Genomic DNA, 17,577 nt, shown 5'->3' on the forward strand with positions numbered 1-17,577 from the left:
TCGTCCAAAAAGGGGGCCGCGGGTATGCAATTGTTGCGTGCTTCGAAAGTTGTATTTAGAATGTCGCGTGTTGGGCTCGGTTCGCGCGAAACACGAATGCCACGCCATTGAACCGCAGGCAGAGAGCCGTCCATCGTTCGCAAGCGCGTGACGCCGCACTTTCTCGACCACACCTGTATCATGCACACGCTGCGAGCGACCCGTGACGTTTGGAACGTCTCACTCTGGATGGGACATGCGAGCTTGCAAAGCACGGAGGTTTATCTGCGAGCCGATCCGACCGAAAAGCTCGAAGCGCTTGCCGAGATGGGGCCGCCAATGCTGAGGCCTCGCCGCTTCCGCGCCTCCGATAAGCTATTGGCGATGCTGAAGGCGATCGGCCGTCCGCTCAATTATGCGGAGTGAAGGCGCGCACAAAACGCTAGCGGTAGCCCCTGCCGCCGCGGACTCCGCATAATCCTGCGCTCCACATAATTCCGGAAGTCCGCGTCGCGATATAGACTTTCAGACCAGCGCCCGGCGTGATCATCTCGATGCCCGAACCGCACAGATCACCGCGCTCAGCCCGGATCAGAATTCGTTGATCACAAGCCGGGTCGGTATCTGCTCCGGCGCTGCTTACCGGGGGGCGGTTGCTGACAAGACAGTCTCGGAAGACTCTTCTTTTACACCGGAAACCGCCTCCGCCAATCATAGATCTGCCAGCGCGACGTGGACGCTTGCGAGCGACTTTCGCTATACTCGCTCCCGGAAGCAGGCTCTCGGCAAATCTGCGCCTTCTCCGCCGCGATGCGCATTCGCCGCCAGTCGGTCCCTCAACCATTTCAAGTCGCTCACGTGTCTCGGCTCCGAGTCTCGACTACCTCTTTCTTAAGGGCTCGACATTGGGGCTTGGGCACTGGGCTCGATGTTGTCAAATGCGGCACGTTTCACATCGAGGACTGCGTCACCCGCTTCGCCAGCTTTGGGGTTTCATATCGTTTCCTCAAACCCCGGTTCGTTAGGGGTGACGCGTACGACGCTGTTCCAGAACACATCGGAAGCTACTGGACGCGGGATTGGGACTGAGTCGCCGATGACATTCGAAAGGCGCGATTGATCACGTCGTCGCAGTCGCAATGTCTTTGGTGTCTTCGCTAATGGTGCGAGCCGTGGCGAACTTCGCCGTTCGCGATAGCGTCCTCAATAGCAACTCTTAGATCGGCGTTTCAGTCTCCTCCGGAGCACCAGTGACTTGGGCGATGCTAACGCCGGTCGTCGCCATCTGCATTGCAACGGGCATCCTTGAGAGCGGTGCGACTGCCCAGCCCGGGCTCGATTACCCGTGGCGGGACCGGCATCTCCGGGACTGTCCTATCTAATCTGGTGGTCTAGAAATTCTGGTTAGTCCTCTCACGATCTCCATATTCGTGGGTGATCGAATTAGGAGCTGCCAGGGAAATGCACATAAATGACATTGGGCGGGGCAACCATCAGACCACCCATGTGGTTTCCGGCCGCCGCTGCCTGGCCTGTGATGCGATCGAACCAGTGGCCGGCGATGAACCGATTTGGCCGCTCGCCTGGCGCTGCCCTCGATGTGCGCACGTCGTTCCACAAGCAGAGGGGATTCCGATGTTCGCCCCCGAGCTTGCGAATACCGCCAGCGGATTTGATCCTAATGCATTCGACACGCTTGCCCAATTCGAGGCCGGGCACTTCTGGTTTGTCGCCCGCAACCGCTTGATCGTCGGTTTGGTGGATCGATTCTTTCCACGAGCGCGCTCGTTCATGGAAATAGGCTGTGGGACTGGCTTCGTGCTGCGGGCAATTGCAGGATCCCGGGAGTGGGATCGCCTGGTCGGGTCCGAGTTACACCCTGCAGGGCTTGTGCATGCGAGGAAACGTCTTTTGTCGAAGGTGGAATTTGTCCAACTGGATGCACGTAACCTTCCAGCGGAGGGTATCTTCGATCTCACTGGCGCATTCGACGTGGTGGAGCACATTGCGGAGGATGAGGCAGTTCTGAAAGGCCTGCGAGCCGCCACGAAAAGCGGAGGCGGAACGATCATAGCCGTGCCGCAACATCCGTGGCTATGGAGCCGCGCGGACGAGATAAGTCATCATCAGCGCCGTTATCGCCGAGGTGAGCTGGAAGCGAAGCTGCATAGCAACGGCTTCGAAGTCATGTTTTCATCATCTTTCACCTCGTTGCTCTTGCCGCTGATGATGGCGAGACGCCTGAAGCTCGGTAAGGCGAGCGCGATTGAAGACATTTACGAGTTCAGGCTAAATCCTGCCATCAACAGGCTGTTTCGCAGTGTACTGGAAGTTGAGGTTCGCATGGCGCTCGCGGGCGTCCGCTGGCCCGCAGGAGGCAGTCGGGTCGTCGTTGGACGTGCAGTCTAAATTTTCCTCGACTTGTGCCATGTCGGGGAAATGCGATCAGACTTGAGGAGGGTATCCCGCAATCAGGCAGCCAAGCAGTTTGGGGTCGCAATCAGCACGGCCATCGGCTGGATGAAGCGGGTCGATGAAACCGGCAGCGTAGAGCCAGGCCAGATGGGCGGCTACAAGCCGAAGGCGCCGCGGCGATGATGTGCGTATGCGGGCGCGGCAGCTGTCTGGAATGGTAAAGTGAAACCGCGCGGCCGACCGCAAAGAACGACAACGCGATCTCGGCAACGCCGCCGCCCGTCAACACGATCGAACACGCCTAGATATATAGGATCTTGTTAAACTGATAGCGGCTTCCAGCGAGCCTCGGCGCGCACCAGAGCGGCTATGGTCTTGCTGGAAAGGCTGCGAACGTCCTGTTCCAGCCGGTTAAAAGATCGACGCGTATTGCGGGCTTTCCCGCGGGTGAGAACGAAAAAATGTACATCTCCAGGACCGAGGTAAGCAGCAGTGTTAATTTTCGCTCGGAACCTCAATCGGAACGGCAAAGCCCGCTTTCACGCGGTCCAATATCACCATCGTCTTGAAGCCCTTGATGTCCGAATTCTGATAGAAGAACTGCCGAGTGAACTGCTCATAATCATCCATGTTGCGCGCGGAAATATATACGACAAAATCAGCCTCGCCGGTGACGTAAAATCCATTGACGACATCAACTGACGACTTGATAGCCTTCTTGAACTTATCGATTATATCCGACCGCTCCCGCTCCAACGTCACCAGCACAAGCATTTGAATGGGTCTTCCTACCGCCTTCGGTGAAACGATAGAGACATCGCTCTCAATGATGCCTTTCGAACGAAGCCTCTTCAGTCGTCGCTGACACGCGGTTGCAGAAAGCCCCACCATCTCGCCGATCACCTCGGAGGTTAGTCGGTTGTTCTGTTGCACGACTTCGAGAATGCAGGCGTCTAGTCGATCGTATTGCATATGGCTTTTTCCCTTCCGATGAATTTCATCGCAAAAGTCCTGGAATACGCAGGAAATCCTCTCGATGGAACTGCGACGCAAAGTTGTCTTCAGCAGTATGCTAATAACTATAGCAATTTCAACAGCAGGCCGCGTCGGAGTTCAATAATATCAAAACCATTCGACACAAACGTGCACATTCGATCGTCCCGCTACAAGGCATCAGCGGCGTTGTGATTTTGCTGCGGAGGGCTGCTTAGTCGTGGAGCTGGATTGCGAGCGAACAAGGAGGCGCTGTGGTCGATCCCGCTACTTGGGGAATAATTGGACGTAGCTCCTTGCAGCTCCGTCGCGACAGCCGAGCGATCGGGCTAACGTTGATACGGCGGGCGGCCGAAGTCTGCTTCAGGCACAAAGGTCGCCAATCGGTGGCGCAGCCGAGCACTCCGTGCAGTGTTCGTGTCCCGATTACGAAGAGGGCGGGGCGGCTCTCACCTCGAACATGGCCACGTCGACTTGCGCCTGCTCCCCTGTGGCATTTCAAAACGCACTTCGATGCCCGCCAGCCGCGAAGTCCGCATTTCGCGTACGCGATCACGGACGCTTCAGTAGCCGCTCGGTCAAACCGCATTCGTTGAGCTCACGCCACAGCCGCGCGCTGTAAAAGCTGGATGTGTGGCCAGTCGTTCGTGCAAATGGGCTTCGAGGTGATCAATGATGCCCGGTCTTGGTGCTCGCCTTCTGTACACATCGGATCCAAAGAACTTTGGCATTGTAGGCCCTGACTGTCGTTCGCCCGACGTTAGGTTGCCGCACGATTGCACCGATCGGCAACGTTGGCGACGCAAATCTAGCATCCTGACAGGTTCTCCAAGTTTGATCCTGCAGAAAGGAGGGCGGCGATTCGACCGTCACTTCAATGCCGGAGAATTACTCCGCCACCCATGGATGGATTGCAGTGCTTATCTAAAATGCTGATTCCGATGATCTCGCCCGGGTGTACCGATTTGATCTCGCCCAGGATTCCGAGATGATCTCGCCCACCATTCCGATTTGATGTCGCCCGGGGCGCGAGGCGTTCTGGCTGTCTGGTTTCTGGCATCGGCGAAGCCGCGTGGTCAATCTTGAATCGCGGCTCGACGGGTTGGTTTTTCTGTTGCTCCTGCTGTGGGCATGTGGGCAACGCTCTTGCGTTGTCCAAGCGTAGCGGCATGTCCACAGCGTCACAGGCTCAAGCCTTTCGGTCGGGTTTGCGGGTTCGCCGCATGCTTTCGCCGTTAAGATCGATCCGGTGGGCGTTATGGACCAGGCGGTCGAGGACGGCGTCGGCGTAGGTGGGATCGCCGATCAGCGCGTGCCATTGATCGACCGGGAGCTGGCTGGTGACGATGGTGGAGCGGCGGCCGTAGCGGTCCTCGAGGATCTCCAGGAGGTCGTGGCGGGCGGCGGCGTCGAGCGGCTCGAGGCCCCAGTCGTCGAAGATGAGGAGATCGACGCGGCCAAGCGCGCGCAGCAGGCGGGAGTGGCGGCCGTCGCCGCGCGCCAAAGCGAGATCGGTGAACAGCCGCGGGACGCGCTGGTAGAGCACGGAGCGATTGTCGCGGCAGGCCTTGTTGCCGAGCGCTGAGGCGAGCCAGCTCTTACCGACGCCGGAGGGCCCGCAGATCAGCAGGTTAGCGTGGTCATCGATCCAGCGGCCTTCGACCAGCATCGTCAGCAGGCTGCGGTCGAGGCCGCGTGGAGTGCGGTAGTCGATGTCTTCGACGCAGGCCTCCTGGCGCAGCTTGGCGTATTGCAGCCGCTTCGACAGCCGCTTGTCGCGTCGCAATGACGCTTCGCGTTCGAGCAGCAGCGCAAGCCATTCGGCGTGGCCGAGGCTTGCGGCCTCGCCGCCGGCTTCGATGTCGGCGAAGGCCTTGGCCATGCCATGCAGGCCGAGCGCGTAGAGTTGATCGAGGGTCGGATGCGTGAGCAAGATGTGATCTCCTAATTGTAGTAGCGCGGCCCGCGGATGTTGGGATGAAGGATCGGCGCGTCGTCCGCGGAGCGCTTGGGTGAAGGACGCCGATCGAGATTGTTGGCAAGGATCGATTTGACCGAGCCGTAGGTGCGCGCGCCAATATCGATCGCCCGCATGGCGGCGGCATCGAGCCGCTCGTGCCCGTAGGATCGGGCGAGCCGGATGATGCCGAGACAGGCGCGGAAGCCCTGTTCCGGATGCGCGCGCTCGTCGAGGATCAGGTCGCACAGCGCCGCGGTGGCCGGCCCGATCGAGGCTGCGTCCTTACGGATGCGCTCGATGGTCCAGCCAGCGTAGCGCCGATGACTGGAGGCCATGTGCTCCGGCACGGTCGTGTGCTTGTGGTTGCCGCTCATGCGCTGATGCGCGGCGATCCGCTCACCCTTGTGGAAGATCTCGACGGTGCGAGCCGTGAAGCGCACCTCCACCTCGGCGCGGACGAAGCGATGCGGAACGCTGTAATAATGCGCCTCGACCTCCACGTGATAATCGATGCTGACCCGGCAGATCCGCCACTCGGCGAACTCGTAAGGGTTCTCCGGCAGGGCCTTCAGCGCTGGCCGGTCGATCTCCTCCAGCAGCTTGCGGCGGGTGACACCGAGCCGCCTAATCGGTCGCTCCTCGTTGAGCCGGATCATCAACTCGGCGATCGCCGCGTTGACGTCGGCGAGGCTGTGGAAGGTGCGGTGGCGCAGCCGCCCGAGCAGCCAGCGTTCGACCATCAGGACCGCCTGCTCGACCTTGGCCTTGTCCCGCGGCCGTCGCGGCCTGGCCGGCAGAATGGCGGTGCCGTAATGCGCCGCCATGTCGGCATAGCTGCGATTGATCCTGGGATCGTAGAGACAGGCTTTGATCACAGCGACTTTGGTGTTGTCCGGCACCAGCAGCGCCGGTACGCCGCCGATCGCCTCGAAGGCGCCGACGTGGCCGCTGATCCAATCGGCGAGCCCCTGCGTCCAGGTCGCCTGCGCGTAGGTGAAGCTCGATGCGCCGAGCACCGCGACGAAAATCTGCGCACTGCGCCGCTCGCCGGTGCGCCGGTCGATCACCACCGGGACGCCGTCGCCGGCATAGTCGACGAACAGCTTGTCGCCGGCCGCATGCGACTGGCGCATCGTCACCGACAGCCGGCCTTCCCAGGCGCGGTAGAGCTCGCAGAAACGCGAATAGCGATACCTGCCGGGCTCGCCCGCGATGTACTCCTCCCACAGGATCGACAGCGTCACGTGCTTGCGCCGGAGCTCGCGGTGCACCGCCGCCCAGTCCGGCTCCGCCTGCCGGCGATGGCCCCGCCGCGTGCCGAAACCCGCACCGGCGCTGGCGAACAGCCGGGCCTCCAGATCAGTGTTGGTGATGTCGTCAGACAACGGCCAGGTCAGCCCCGCCGCCTCAAAACGACGGATCGTCAACCGCACCGTCGAAGGCGCCGTCCCCAACCGCCGCGCAATCTCGCGGGTCGGCATCCCAGCCGACTTCAATTTGATCACTTCGCGCACGTGGCGCATCGCAAGCCTCTCCATCGGCATCCAGGTCCCCCTTCGCAAAGCCGAAAGGCGGGACCGTATCGGAGCCAGAAGAGGCCTCGTCACCCCGGGCGACATCATCCCGGAATGGTGGGCGAGATCATCTCGGAATGGTGGGCGAAATCAAATCGGAACGGTGGGCGAGATCATTCCGGAATGCTGGGCGACATCAAGCGGAATCAGCATCTAAAACTTGCCGATCGCGGCGACATTGATGCACTGCTACGCACTTCCCGCAGATTGCCCCATCTGTGCAATCCAGAAAGAGATCCGCGGCCGCAGCGCAAGACAGCGCCCCTCGTGCGACTAAATTAGAAGGACGACTGGCCGACGGCTTTGAAGCTTGGCTGCGCCAAGTTCGCTTTGATCGGCTGATCAAGCTCGCCGAGGCCGTCCACTAGGCATCCCAGGAACTGTCGACCGCAGAGCGTCAACTCACGCTGCCGAAAACCCAGTCACCCAGGCCCGGGCGACCGAACCACGGCTGTCTGGCGCAGCACGCAAATGAAAGTTTCACGTGGTCATTGTTGAACGCGCTAGGCGTTCAGGATAATGTCACAAACAGATTTACATCGCAGTTTGCTGCTGTTCGGATAATTTCCTGCATTGAGCAACCATTTTGCGATGGAATCTACCGGGAGGGGAGCCCAGATGCAATATGATCGAATAGACGCCCGTATTCTCGAAATCGTGCAGAAGAACAACCGTCTGACCTCGGACATGATCGGTGAACTGGCGGGGCTTTCTGCGACCGCGTGTCAGCGACGATTGAAGAGGCTTCGTTCGGAAGGCATCATTGAGGGCGATGTCTCTATCGTTTCGCCAAAGGCGGTAGGAAGACCCATTCAAATGCTTGTATTTGTCAACTTGGAGCGGGACAGCCCGGACATAATCGACAGGTTCAAGAAGGCCATCAAATCGTCTCCTGAAATCGTCAGTGGCTGTTCCGTCACTGGCGAACCTGATTTTGTTCTCTACATTTCCGCGCGGAGTATGGAAGATTATGACAGGTTCACTCAGCGATTTTTTTATGAGAACTCCGACGTGAAGGGCTTTAAGACAATGGTGATATTGGACCGCGTCAAAGCGGGGTTTGGCGTTCCAATTGAGGTTCCGTGCGAGAATTGACACCAGCACTTCTGCCACAAGGCCAGCAGAGCGATGGGTGACGACAGTCCGGCGGCCATAAGAAATGGTACGTCGGTTCGTCCTCTTCGCCGGCGCTAAGGTGTTCTGCCTGCCGAGTAGGCTTTACTGAGTAGAAGTCCCCAAAGCTCACAAGCAACTCACCTTCGAATGTGCTGCCAAGCAAACCTACTGCGGCCCTCATCGGAAGCCGAGCAGCAAAGCAGCGATATGCTCCCGGCTCGTCGCCGGGAGCATGGTCTCGCCGACCGGTAAGCCCTACCACAAATCAAACCACGGACTATTCGCGATGAGCAGCGCCGTCGTGCGTCATGATGGCGTCGGCGACCATCTCAGCCGTTGCAGCCGATAATGTCCAACCGAGATGACCATGGCCAGTGTTGTAGAAGATGTTCGGCCTCTTGCCCCGGCCAACCCTGGGCATCATGCTAGGTGTCATGGGACGCAAGCCAGCCCACGGCACCACCTGCGCGGTGCAGACACAAGGAAACAATTGCTCCACCCAATTCAGGAGAGGTCTAACTCGGTCCGCACGGATGTCGCGGTTCTCGCCATTCAATTCAGCCGTCCCCGCGATACGGAAGCGATCCTGTCCCAACCGGCTGGTAACGATCTTGGCGGCCTCATCCAGAAGGCTGACACGAGGCGCAGCCTTCTGGCTTGCTTCGTCCGCCAGATTCACGGTGATGGAATATCCCTTGACGGGATAGATATTTACGCGGTCCCCAAGCATTGAAGCAATCCGCCGGCTGCCGACCCCAGCACAAATCACTGCTCTTTGATTCCTTAATTCATTCCTCGACGGCCCTTCTTGCCAGCGTATGAGCACACCTTCCGAATCGGCTCGTATATCGCTGACCTCTGCCCCGAAAACAAAACGCACCCCTTTTCGCTCGCAGGCCGCAGCGAGACCACGCGTGAACTTGTGAATATCGCCAGTTGAGTCAGAGGGGGTGAAGAACCCGCCATAGTGGTCGCCTTGTAGTGCGGGTTCTATCGTGCGCATCTCGGTGGGCGTCACGGGGTGCCGATCAAGCCCGCCCTCTCGCAGCAGCTTGTTCACATGAGAAGCTGCATCGAATTCGGCTTTGTTGGAGTAGACGTGCAAGATTCCCCGCCGCTCCAGGTCAAATGTGATGCCTTCCCGATCGGCAAGTTCAAATAGATGCTGCCGAGCGGCTATCGCGAGCTTTGTCGTCTCGATTGTATTGCGACGGTAATGGCGAGTCTGCCCTATGAACTCTGCCAACCAGGTATATTTGTGAAAACTCGGACTCGGGTTCAGAAGTAGCGGCGCGTCCCTGCGCAGCATCCATCTCAGGCCCTTCATGATGGTTGTGGGGTTGTTCCAGACCTCGGCATTGCTTGCCGATAATTGGCCGCCATTGGCAAACGAAGTATCCATCGCGGGATAACGCTGGCGGTCAAAGACCGTAACCGAATAGCCACGCGCGGCCAGAGCATAGGCAGTCGTAACTCCGGTGATACCGGATCCAATAATGATAATCGTGCTCATCGTGTGCTCCAGGACAAGGATGAATGAACGGTGAAATGGCATCGCCATAACTCCGTCCCCAAATCTGTCCGTGCACCTGAGAGCTTCGTCCGCTGTCCTGGTTGATAGCGGTCCCCTTCGGTGGGCGCCAACTGGCACCTCTCTCCAGATTGTCCTCGGTGTACAGTGCTGGGCCTGAGAGTTTCCTTGGGGAGTTGCTCCGTCGGCGGCGATGCGCCTGCCGGCCCATCGCACTCTCCCGCACACCATCAACAGACATTACATCATTCCAGGCGTGCCGCGCCGTGTCAAGAAGTCGGGCATCATGAACGTGACGAAAAAACTGCAATGTGCAATGAGATGTCATGCATCAGAATCGAAACCCATACTGCGCCGGCAAAGAGCGGCGGAACTACGCTCGAGCAGTCTGGCACTCGCCCTGGTTTACGGGATAAATTCACTGTCAACGCTGGGTGCGGTAACCATGCATCCGACGAATGCACAGCGTGTGTCTCTCTCAGCACATTCACAGATCTATTCATCCGCAGGATCGGCTTGATCGGAATCCTGCGCTTGATCCCAAAATTTAGATGAATTTCTGCACGATCTGCCTTCCTTGCCTGGATATTCGAACCGCCCTTCCGACTAGAAACGGATTCAGCAGGGAGATTGCAGATGAAGGTCGGTGTTCCCAATGAAATTAAGACGCGTGAGTACCGCGTGGGCCTGACTCCTGGAGCAGTCCGCAAGTACGTGGCCGCCGGCCACAGCGTGCTGGTTGAAACAAATGCCGGCGCTGCAATTGGTGCCACAGATGCCAATTACCGGAAGGCCGGTGCAACGATCGCGGACTTGCTCGGGAGGTGTTCGCGTCAAGCGAGATGATTGTATAGGTCAAGGAGCCGCAGCCGTCTGAATGGACGCAACTGCGAGAGAACCAGGCCCTGTTTACCTATCTTCACTCGGCGCCAGGCCCGGAGCAGGCCAAGGGACTGATGAAGTCCGGGTGCACTGCCATCGCTGATGCGCATGGCGGTCTTCCGCTGCTTGCACCGATGAGTGAGGTCGCGGGCATGCTTGCGATTGAACCAGCCGGTGCGGCCCTGAAACGGTATGCAGGCGGACGGGGGCTTTGATCGGCGGCGTGCCGGGTGTCCAGCCGGCACGTATCGCGGTGATCGGGCGGCGTTGTCGGGACACTTGCGGCACGGATGGCGGCTCGTTTTGGGGGCCGAGGTCGTAATCCTCGACCGTTCGATACCCCGGCTTCGCGAACTGGGAGCGGCTGACCTACAGGGCTGTCGCCGAGAGTCTCGGCCTACCATTCTCACCAATCGATCAGGCCGAAGCCTGATCCCAGAGGCTCTCATGGGCGTTCCTCTCAGACTTCGGGGCCACTCCTTCTGAGTGGCCGTTTTTTCGACCCGATGAGTTGTTTAGCAACGCGGACGGCAGACGCTCATGAATAGCGTCCACATCATGCCCTCGTGGCGGCTCGTCTTAGCCAGCACTAACTTTATGCCTATCTTATAAAGGACTAATGCCGGCCCCGCCGCGCTTGCACCCGAGCAACAGTTCGTTCATGGCTTTATCGGGCGTGTCGTCCTTCCAGCGTACTGAGCCGAAAGGTCGCTCCAGCATGCGGCGAACTCGCACCGGGGCTGGGCCCACGTGAAAGGCAGTCGCCTGATGTTCCATTGCGCGCTCCGATCGGGTGGAGCGGTTGCGCTGTCGCAAGTAGTCGAGCCAGGTCGGGCAGTGATAACGCTCGGTCCACAATTCGGGATCGGCAATATCCCGCGCAATCGACCAGCCGTAGGCGCCGTTGCGCTGCCGAACCAGCTGCACTTCCTGCATGATGTTGTGGAACGCCCGCCCGTTCTCCGGCGCCACCCGGTATTCGATCTCCACTACTAGAGGCCCGCTCCGCCCGGTTAAGGGAAGTCTGACCTCAGGATCGGCCAGCAACTCGGCTTCGTTGCTGCGGGCGTAGATACGGGGCATGGTCAGGAGCAGACCAATAAGCGGCGAAGCCAGCATCAGAGCGGCCGATATCAGGAGTGCCGTTTCGACCCCCGTGGCGTCGGTCAGGTGGCCCCAGCCCCAGCTGCCGAGGGCGATCCCGCCGGAACTCACAGCTTGATATGCTGCGAGCGAGCGTCCAGCCACCCATCGCGGCGCCGACAGTTGCACACCAATACTGAACAGTGTCCACGTCATGGTCCATACCGCCCCCGCCAGGACCAACGCTGCTGCCGTCAGTACCGGCTGGCGGCTCAGCGCCACTGCGGCGAGCGCTGCGCCCATCGATATCGCGCAGGTGCGGATCGCCGCTTCGCCGCTGAGCCGCTTACGCACCTGGGTGATATTGAGCGCGCCGATCACCGCGCCCAAGCCAAACGCGCCTAGCATGATGCCATAAGTCTGGGCGCCGCCATGCAGGAGATCGCGCGTGATCAGTGGCATCAATGCGAGGATCGCGCCACCAATGACGCCCGTGATCATAGCGCGGGTCAGCACGATCTTGATTGATGGCGAATTACTAACGTAGCGCAAGCCGGACACGATAGCGCGCCTGAAAGTTTCCGGCGGTACCCGCGAGGGTTCGGCTACGTGCTTCCACATGAACAGCGCAGCCATTAGTGGAAGGTAGAGCACGGCGTTAAGCGCAAACGCAGCCACTGCACCTACACTCGCCACGACAATGCCGCCGATGGCTGGACCTACGCTACGCGCGATATTGTAGTTCATGCCGTTGAGGGCGACAGCGGACGGTGTCGCCTCCGCGGGCACCTGCTCACTCACGGAGGATTGCCAAGCCGGGCTTATCAGCGCCATGCCACTGCCGATGGCAAAGCAGAGTGCCAACAACAGATTCGACGTGGTGAGATCCAACCAATGAAGCACGGTAAGCGCGGTTGCGCCGCAAAGCTCAATGGAAAGCGCCGCCAACGCGACGATGCGCCGATCATGCATATCGGCGATAGCGCCAGCGGGGATCGAAATCAGCATCATCGGGAGCAGGAGTGCGGTCTGCACCAGCGCTACCTGGTCCGCGGATGACGTCATCTGTGTCATCGCCCAAGCTGCACCGACCCCCTGAATCAAGATGCCTAGATTAGCAAGCAAGCTCGCAAGCCAGACCCGCCGGAAAGTCGGGAAGCGTAACGCTGCGGTGATCCCATCGCCGATGAACGTCTTGGGCCTGGACGGATCGATCATCTCGGCTACTGCCTCCTGTCCGAGGGTCTGATTCCGGAATCTGATCGGTATTCCTTAAAGAACTCGCCACTAGCAACTGGATGACCGCCTTTTCGTCCTGTCTGGCGTTGGGAAGCCTCATGAGAGCCGGCCGTGTCCTGAAAGCTGTTGATTGATGATAGATCGGTTCCAGTCGATCCAGCTTCTTGTCTGTGAGACTGATGACCAACCGCTGCTTACGACATTGGTCGACATTGCAGCAGCATTGATCGAAGAGGGCGCGGCGTCCTTGTTGGGCAGAGTTTCTCTTGATCAGTATGGTATATGCGGCTGGGTCGAATCTCGAAATCGAGTCCGCTTGCGCTGAACATGGCATTTGAGTCACGGTCGCTGGAGCCCGGTCGTTATTTCCTCGAGCGAGCTCAGATCAAGGTCCTAAGCCGCCCAGGCGTAAAGCGCTGGCCAGATCGGATGGATCACGGAATCGAGCGTCACACGATATTGATGTTGTGAAGTTCCTTCCGAACACAACTAAAGAAAACTCTGTCCCACTCAAACGTCGACAGCAGCTTAGAGTAGAGGAGGGCGGTGCGGGTTTTCCGCGTTATTATTGGAGTTGGAGACGAAAAAACGCGCAGACGCCTGGACCTTGAAAATGGCATGACATCACCCGTGCTATCCATTCTATATTCGGTAGCGATCGCATCATATCCGACATAACTGAAACCGGCATCGTCACGTTCACTAGTCAATTGTTGAGCGTTACGGACTGTGGCGCGACAAGCCCATCTACCTCGTTCAGCTGAACCCGTGAGGTGCTAGCAACATAACCTGCCTCTCCATCCGGCCTTGAGGCGACCTCATTGCCGCCGCTAGAGAAAGCGTACCGCGTCTATTCAACGAAAGCCAAAAGAGCCCCTGTCTATGCGCTTGTTCGCCGCCACGATTGGCACGGTATCCAATACCTTCTCACCTCTCCCGACCAGCCTCGAAGCCTTTAACGCGTCTTCCTGAGGCATGGCGAGCACCCCTAACAAGCACCGCTCCTGTGCACGGCGCCGCTCTGGGTGGCGCGTCGCAGAGCGACTGCCGAGAATTTCACAATCGAGGGAAGGTGCTTCGAAGCGCAGGCCGGCGGCACCACAAACCGACGCGATTACGAGTTCATGCGCGATGAGATTCTAGGACAGCTCAAGACGGCACTGCCTGTCGACGGGGTGCTAGTGGGCCTTCACGGCGCCAAGGGGCGGACGGCGACGATGATGTCGAAGGCGACATCATAGAGCGCGTGCGCGCCCTGGTCGGTCCGAGCTGCGTGGTGTGGAGCTCGACCCGCATCTGACGGTAAAGCGCATCGAGCATGCCGACGTCATTGTCCTCTATAAGGAGGATCCTCACACAGACGTGGTAGAGCGCGATGAGGAACTGCTCGACATCGCAATGAAGACGGTGCGGGGACAAGTGAATCCCGTGATATCGCTGTATGACTGCGCCAACTAGGAAGCTATCCCACGGCCCTGCCGCTTATACGTGGCTTTGTCGACCGGGTGAAAGCGATGGAGGGCAAGGAGGACGTGCTCGCCATCTCGCTATGGCTTTTCCCTTGCCGACGTACCGGAGATCGGGGGCCGCATCCTTGTAATGGACCATCGCAGTGCGGCTCTAGTTCCCGCTCCGTATCGGAGGTAACATCGGTCCCGCCTCCGGCGCTCCAATTGATGCTATGGTGACTGTTGTCGGGCTCGATCACCCACAAAATTTCCTACACACGCGTCAATCGCCCTGGCCGCTAGATGAAAAGACCAGCCGGGCCTCATCTTGTTTGAAGGTACTCCCATTCTGGACCTACAAGAACTCCCCAACCTATTCACCGTCTACGGAGGGATGCCCGCATATACGCGGATGTGAAGCTCTCGTGCGCGCTCTCCTCGATGCTAAGCGCGATACCTCACTCGTGGAGATCCGGGCCGAGCTGCATCAGCCGCGCATCAGGGTCGGTGCAACCTCCACGACGGCCGCTGGCTCAGCCTGACGGAAAAAGAGCTTGAGAGCCGCCGAGCATGCGTGGTTCAGTAGTCCCAGCCGATTTCGCTAAGTCGCGGACAGCAATTCCGCTAAGTCCGGAGAGCTTTCGGAGCGGATTTCATGGTCGCTTCTCGGCTGCGCCATTGGCAGTTTGGCCTCTCACATAGACGTTGAAGGCGGCCATACCAAGACTGGAAGCAAGCGAGACGAACGAGCGTGAGGGACATCCGGTGCGCCTGATCCATAAACAGGCTCTATCGGTGCGCGAGCTGGCAGAGCGGCTGAAGAACGGCAAACCCTCAATTTCGCCGCAGAAAAATAGCAAAACCCCGCTTCAGCGTAACATCGTCGGGAGGGCGTGGCCCGAGCAGAGCTGTAGCAAAATCGCGGCGACGATCATGCGGCCGTCGCTCATCGCTTGCGCCGCAAAATAAGCGTCGTAGGGCGTGCGCCCGTCAAGGCTCGAATGTAGGTGTCCCCCATTGTAGAAGGCCAAGTATCCGGAGACGCACGCGCTTGCGAGACGCCGTCCATAGGCGAGCAGATAAACCTTCTCGTACTTCATCGTTCGCAGCCCGCACCGAGCGCTCTTGCCGCCCATGCTAATGGCGAGTCTCGCATCCTGCAGCATGCTGGTGAAGTCGTGGCTGGGTGAACTGGCTGCCTTGATCCGCGTTGAGGATCTCTGGCATGTCACGTCTGGCCACTTCCTCGAGTGCCTCTTCTGCACAAGTACTCTACAGCTTCCATCTTCCTGTTCTCCGCTGTTGAAAGCGGAGGCACAGAACGAACTATGCCGAACCGACCAAACGCTGGTCAGCGAGAAATCTGGGGAAAACGATCCGGCTCGGCATAGTTTGGCGGGCGGCATAAACGGCCCTATGCCGCGCGCGGCATAGCGCAGTGGCGATGAGGCTGTAGATCGTAGCCGCACGCCGGCCGCCCTCATTGAAGCCGGCGAAGGTCCAATTGTTTCGTCCCACGGCGACCGCCCGTAGCTCACGCTCAGCAGCATCGTTCGACATGCAAAGCCGTCCGTTATCGAAGAAGCGGCTAAAGGCATCCCTCCGGCTGAGGCAGTAATTGATCGCTTTGGTCGTGCGTTGTTCCTGGAAAGCTTGGCGCTGCTCACGCAACCACGCCTCCAGCTCGACGATCACGGGGCGGCTACGCGCTTCGCGCACACGCAGACGCTCCTGCGCAGTAAGACCGTTGATCTCGCGCTCAATCGCGAACAGAACATCGACGCGCTTAATCGCCTCAGCCGCGATCGGCGCCTTGCTGAGCCGCGCGAGATCAAAGAACTTGTGCCTTCCGTGCGCCCAGCTTGCGTCAGGACAAGTCCTGGAAAGGAGGAGGAATGTGATCTGAACCTTTCAACGTGACCCAGAGGGTTCGACGCCCTCGCGGCAAAGGCGGAGCCCGCCAGCCGGAAGCGAGTCGTGCACGGGTGACGGTAACGTCGCTCGTGAAGCGTAGACAGCAGGTACGTAAGCCCTGTGGCAGCCTCGAAATCATGGTCGTGCTGAAGCCTTCGCCGTGTTGGGTGCGGGGGCAGCACCGGGAAAGCCGCTATGGTCAGTTTTACCGGTTCGGCCGGGGTCTCTGAGCAGGGCAGAGGCGGGATGGGTTGCCAGGAAACCTGAGAGATCCCGTTCGTGCCCACATGGAAAGCGCCGGCGCGGAGCACCGGCCTCAACAACGCTCCAGGCCCGACGATCGACTTGGCGAGCATCGGGAGCACATACGCGAACACGAAACTCGACGCGAAGACATAAGCTGACGGACATGCGCGGCGGGAAGTCGTAGCGGCTTCGTAGTACCGAGGAAGGCGGGGAACTGGGCTCACCGGGACACGCTCGAGGGAAGGGAGCCGTCACGCGTTAACACCCATTGACGAGAAACACGGAAGGGAACGCTGAGTCCCCGCAAACCTGTCCACGAAATGACAATGGATAGCCGATCTGGCGAGGAAACATCCCTAGCGGGTGCTGCCGCGTTGCATCACCTGATCGACCGTGAATGGATGCTCGAAGCCTATCGCTGACGCGCAAGGATGGAGGGCCCAGCGTCGTCGGCATGATGGCGACAGACTATGAGGCGAACCTCGAGGCCAATCTCGATGATCTCCTGGCGCGCATCAAATCCGGCTGTTACATCGCGCCGCCGGTGCGACGGCACTACATCCCGAAGGCGGATGGGACCGAACGGCCTCTCGGCATTCCGACACTGGAAGACAAGGTGGCGCAGCGGGCGTTTCTCCTGCTGTTTGGACCCGATCTACAAGACGGACTTCTTGCCGTGCTCGTATGGCTTCTGACCGGGACGATCGGCCATGATGCCCTACGCGCCCTGCGCAATGGGTTCATGGAGCAAGGGCTGCGCTGGGTGGTGGACGTCGATATCTCGAAATACTTCGACACCATCGATCACACGCACCTGCGCCGATTCCTCGATCAGCGAGTCACGGACGGCATCGTCCGGAGGATAATTGGTAAATGGCTGAAGGCGGGGTGCTCGAAAAGGGCATCCTACGCCGCACGACTGGTGGAACGCCTCAAGGCGGCGTGATCTCGCCACCGCTTGCAAACATCTATCTGCACCATGTGCTGGATGAATTGTTCGAGCAGTGGCGCGACCGCGGCTCAAGGGGCGGTGCCAATTGGTTCGATAGACCCGCTTCGTAGACTCCCGGTTCAAACGCCCGGAAGGGCGTCATCCTGCGACGGCGGGGACCACATTTAACTTCCTTGGCTTCACCCATGTGGTCTCCCTCCGGTGAGGGCCGCCTTGTCGGGTTGAGACGACTGCTGTGTAACAGC

12 protein-coding genes, 2 pseudogenes and 2 riboswitches are annotated in these 17,577 nt (G+C 59.4%); of the genes and pseudogenes, 7 read left to right on the forward strand and 7 right to left on the reverse strand.

The window, feature by feature from the left end; all coding sequences use genetic code 11:
• Positions 1–243 precede the first annotated feature (243 nt).
• Positions 244–405 carry an integrase gene (locus AAE027_RS36985; RefSeq protein WP_370990798.1) on the forward strand — a complete coding sequence of 54 codons (162 nt, stop codon included), beginning with the start codon at positions 244–246 and terminating at the stop codon, positions 403–405.
• A 1,035-nt stretch (positions 406–1,440) separates the two neighbouring features.
• A complete protein-coding gene (locus AAE027_RS36990; protein ID WP_370990799.1) occupies positions 1,441–2,388 on the forward strand; it encodes a class I SAM-dependent methyltransferase in 948 nt (315 codons plus the stop codon).
• A 501-nt stretch (positions 2,389–2,889) separates the two neighbouring features.
• Here the strand turns inward: AAE027_RS36990 and AAE027_RS36995 are convergent.
• From AAE027_RS36995 to istA, 3 genes are all read right to left on the reverse strand, one after another.
• Complete coding sequence (locus tag AAE027_RS36995; protein ID WP_370990800.1) at positions 2,890–3,366, reverse strand: Lrp/AsnC family transcriptional regulator; 477 nt, start codon at positions 3,364–3,366, stop codon at positions 2,890–2,892.
• A gap of 1,210 nt (positions 3,367–4,576) precedes the next feature.
• Positions 4,577–5,320 (reverse strand): IS21-like element helper ATPase IstB, encoded by a 744-nt coding sequence (gene istB / locus AAE027_RS37000; RefSeq protein WP_280964598.1) that lies wholly within the window; start codon positions 5,318–5,320, stop codon positions 4,577–4,579.
• A gap of 11 nt (positions 5,321–5,331) precedes the next feature.
• A complete protein-coding gene (istA, locus tag AAE027_RS37005; protein ID WP_370990801.1) occupies positions 5,332–6,870 on the reverse strand; it encodes an IS21 family transposase in 1,539 nt (512 codons plus the stop codon).
• Between the two features lie 669 nt (positions 6,871–7,539).
• Here istA and AAE027_RS37010 point away from each other — a divergent pair.
• A complete protein-coding gene (locus AAE027_RS37010) occupies positions 7,540–8,016 on the forward strand; it encodes an Lrp/AsnC family transcriptional regulator (RefSeq protein WP_370990802.1) in 477 nt (158 codons plus the stop codon).
• Between the two features lie 298 nt (positions 8,017–8,314).
• On the opposite strand, the gene AAE027_RS37015 is transcribed toward AAE027_RS37010, so the two are convergent.
• Positions 8,315–9,550, reverse strand: a complete 1,236-nt coding sequence (locus AAE027_RS37015; protein WP_370990803.1) for a D-amino acid dehydrogenase — start codon at positions 9,548–9,550, stop codon at positions 8,315–8,317.
• 61 nt (positions 9,551–9,611) lie between these two features.
• A riboswitch (glycine riboswitch) is annotated at positions 9,612–9,701 on the reverse strand.
• 2 nt (positions 9,702–9,703) lie between these two features.
• A riboswitch (glycine riboswitch) is annotated at positions 9,704–9,801 on the reverse strand.
• 403 nt (positions 9,802–10,204) lie between these two features.
• On the opposite strand from AAE027_RS37015, the pseudogene AAE027_RS37020 reads away from it, so the two are divergent.
• A pseudogene (locus tag AAE027_RS37020) lies at positions 10,205–10,807 on the forward strand (alanine dehydrogenase); the annotation flags it as partial.
• Between the two features lie 249 nt (positions 10,808–11,056).
• Here the strand turns inward: AAE027_RS37020 and AAE027_RS37025 are convergent.
• Entirely contained in the window at positions 11,057–12,751 is a 1,695-nt protein-coding gene (locus AAE027_RS37025) for an MFS transporter (protein ID WP_370990804.1), read from the reverse strand.
• A 1,046-nt stretch (positions 12,752–13,797) separates the two neighbouring features.
• Here AAE027_RS37025 and AAE027_RS37030 point away from each other — a divergent pair.
• Together AAE027_RS37030 and AAE027_RS37035 are read left to right on the forward strand one after the other, a co-directional pair.
• Entirely contained in the window at positions 13,798–14,013 is a 216-nt protein-coding gene (locus AAE027_RS37030) for a M81 family metallopeptidase (protein WP_370990805.1), read from the forward strand.
• A gap of 10 nt (positions 14,014–14,023) precedes the next feature.
• Positions 14,024–14,230: pseudogene (locus AAE027_RS37035) on the forward strand (M81 family metallopeptidase); the annotation flags it as partial.
• An 859-nt stretch (positions 14,231–15,089) separates the two neighbouring features.
• Here the strand turns inward: AAE027_RS37035 and AAE027_RS37040 are convergent.
• Both AAE027_RS37040 and AAE027_RS37045 read right to left on the reverse strand, forming a co-directional pair.
• Positions 15,090–15,320, reverse strand: a complete 231-nt coding sequence (locus AAE027_RS37040) for a hypothetical protein (RefSeq protein ID WP_370990809.1) — start codon at positions 15,318–15,320, stop codon at positions 15,090–15,092.
• A 226-nt stretch (positions 15,321–15,546) separates the two neighbouring features.
• Complete coding sequence (locus AAE027_RS37045; RefSeq protein ID WP_370990808.1) at positions 15,547–16,122, reverse strand: IS66 family transposase; 576 nt, start codon at positions 16,120–16,122, stop codon at positions 15,547–15,549.
• 712 nt (positions 16,123–16,834) lie between these two features.
• On the opposite strand from AAE027_RS37045, the gene AAE027_RS37050 reads away from it, so the two are divergent.
• A complete protein-coding gene (locus tag AAE027_RS37050; protein WP_370990806.1) occupies positions 16,835–17,326 on the forward strand; it encodes a reverse transcriptase domain-containing protein in 492 nt (163 codons plus the stop codon).
• Positions 17,327–17,577: the final 251 nt, after the last annotated feature.

Source organism: Bradyrhizobium sp. DN3 (genome assembly GCF_041357655.1).
GTDB lineage: Bacteria > Pseudomonadota > Alphaproteobacteria > Rhizobiales > Xanthobacteraceae > Bradyrhizobium.

Coding starts and splice junctions, on each gene's coding strand:
- AAE027_RS36990 (WP_370990799.1), top strand. CDS start 1,441: ATGCACATAAATGACATTGGGCGGGGCAACCATCAGACCACCCATGTG.
- AAE027_RS36995 (WP_370990800.1), bottom strand. CDS start 3,366: ATGCAATACGATCGACTAGACGCCTGCATTCTCGAAGTCGTGCAACAG.
- istA (WP_370990801.1), bottom strand. CDS start 6,870: ATGCGCCACGTGCGCGAAGTGATCAAATTGAAGTCGGCTGGGATGCCG.
- AAE027_RS37010 (WP_370990802.1), top strand. CDS start 7,540: ATGCAATATGATCGAATAGACGCCCGTATTCTCGAAATCGTGCAGAAG.
- AAE027_RS37015 (WP_370990803.1), bottom strand. CDS start 9,550: ATGAGCACGATTATCATTATTGGATCCGGTATCACCGGAGTTACGACT.
- AAE027_RS37025 (WP_370990804.1), bottom strand. CDS start 12,751: ATGATCGATCCGTCCAGGCCCAAGACGTTCATCGGCGATGGGATCACC.
- AAE027_RS37040 (WP_370990809.1), bottom strand. CDS start 15,320: ATGAAGTACGAGAAGGTTTATCTGCTCGCCTATGGACGGCGTCTCGCA.
- AAE027_RS37050 (WP_370990806.1), top strand. CDS start 16,835: ATGATGGCGACAGACTATGAGGCGAACCTCGAGGCCAATCTCGATGAT.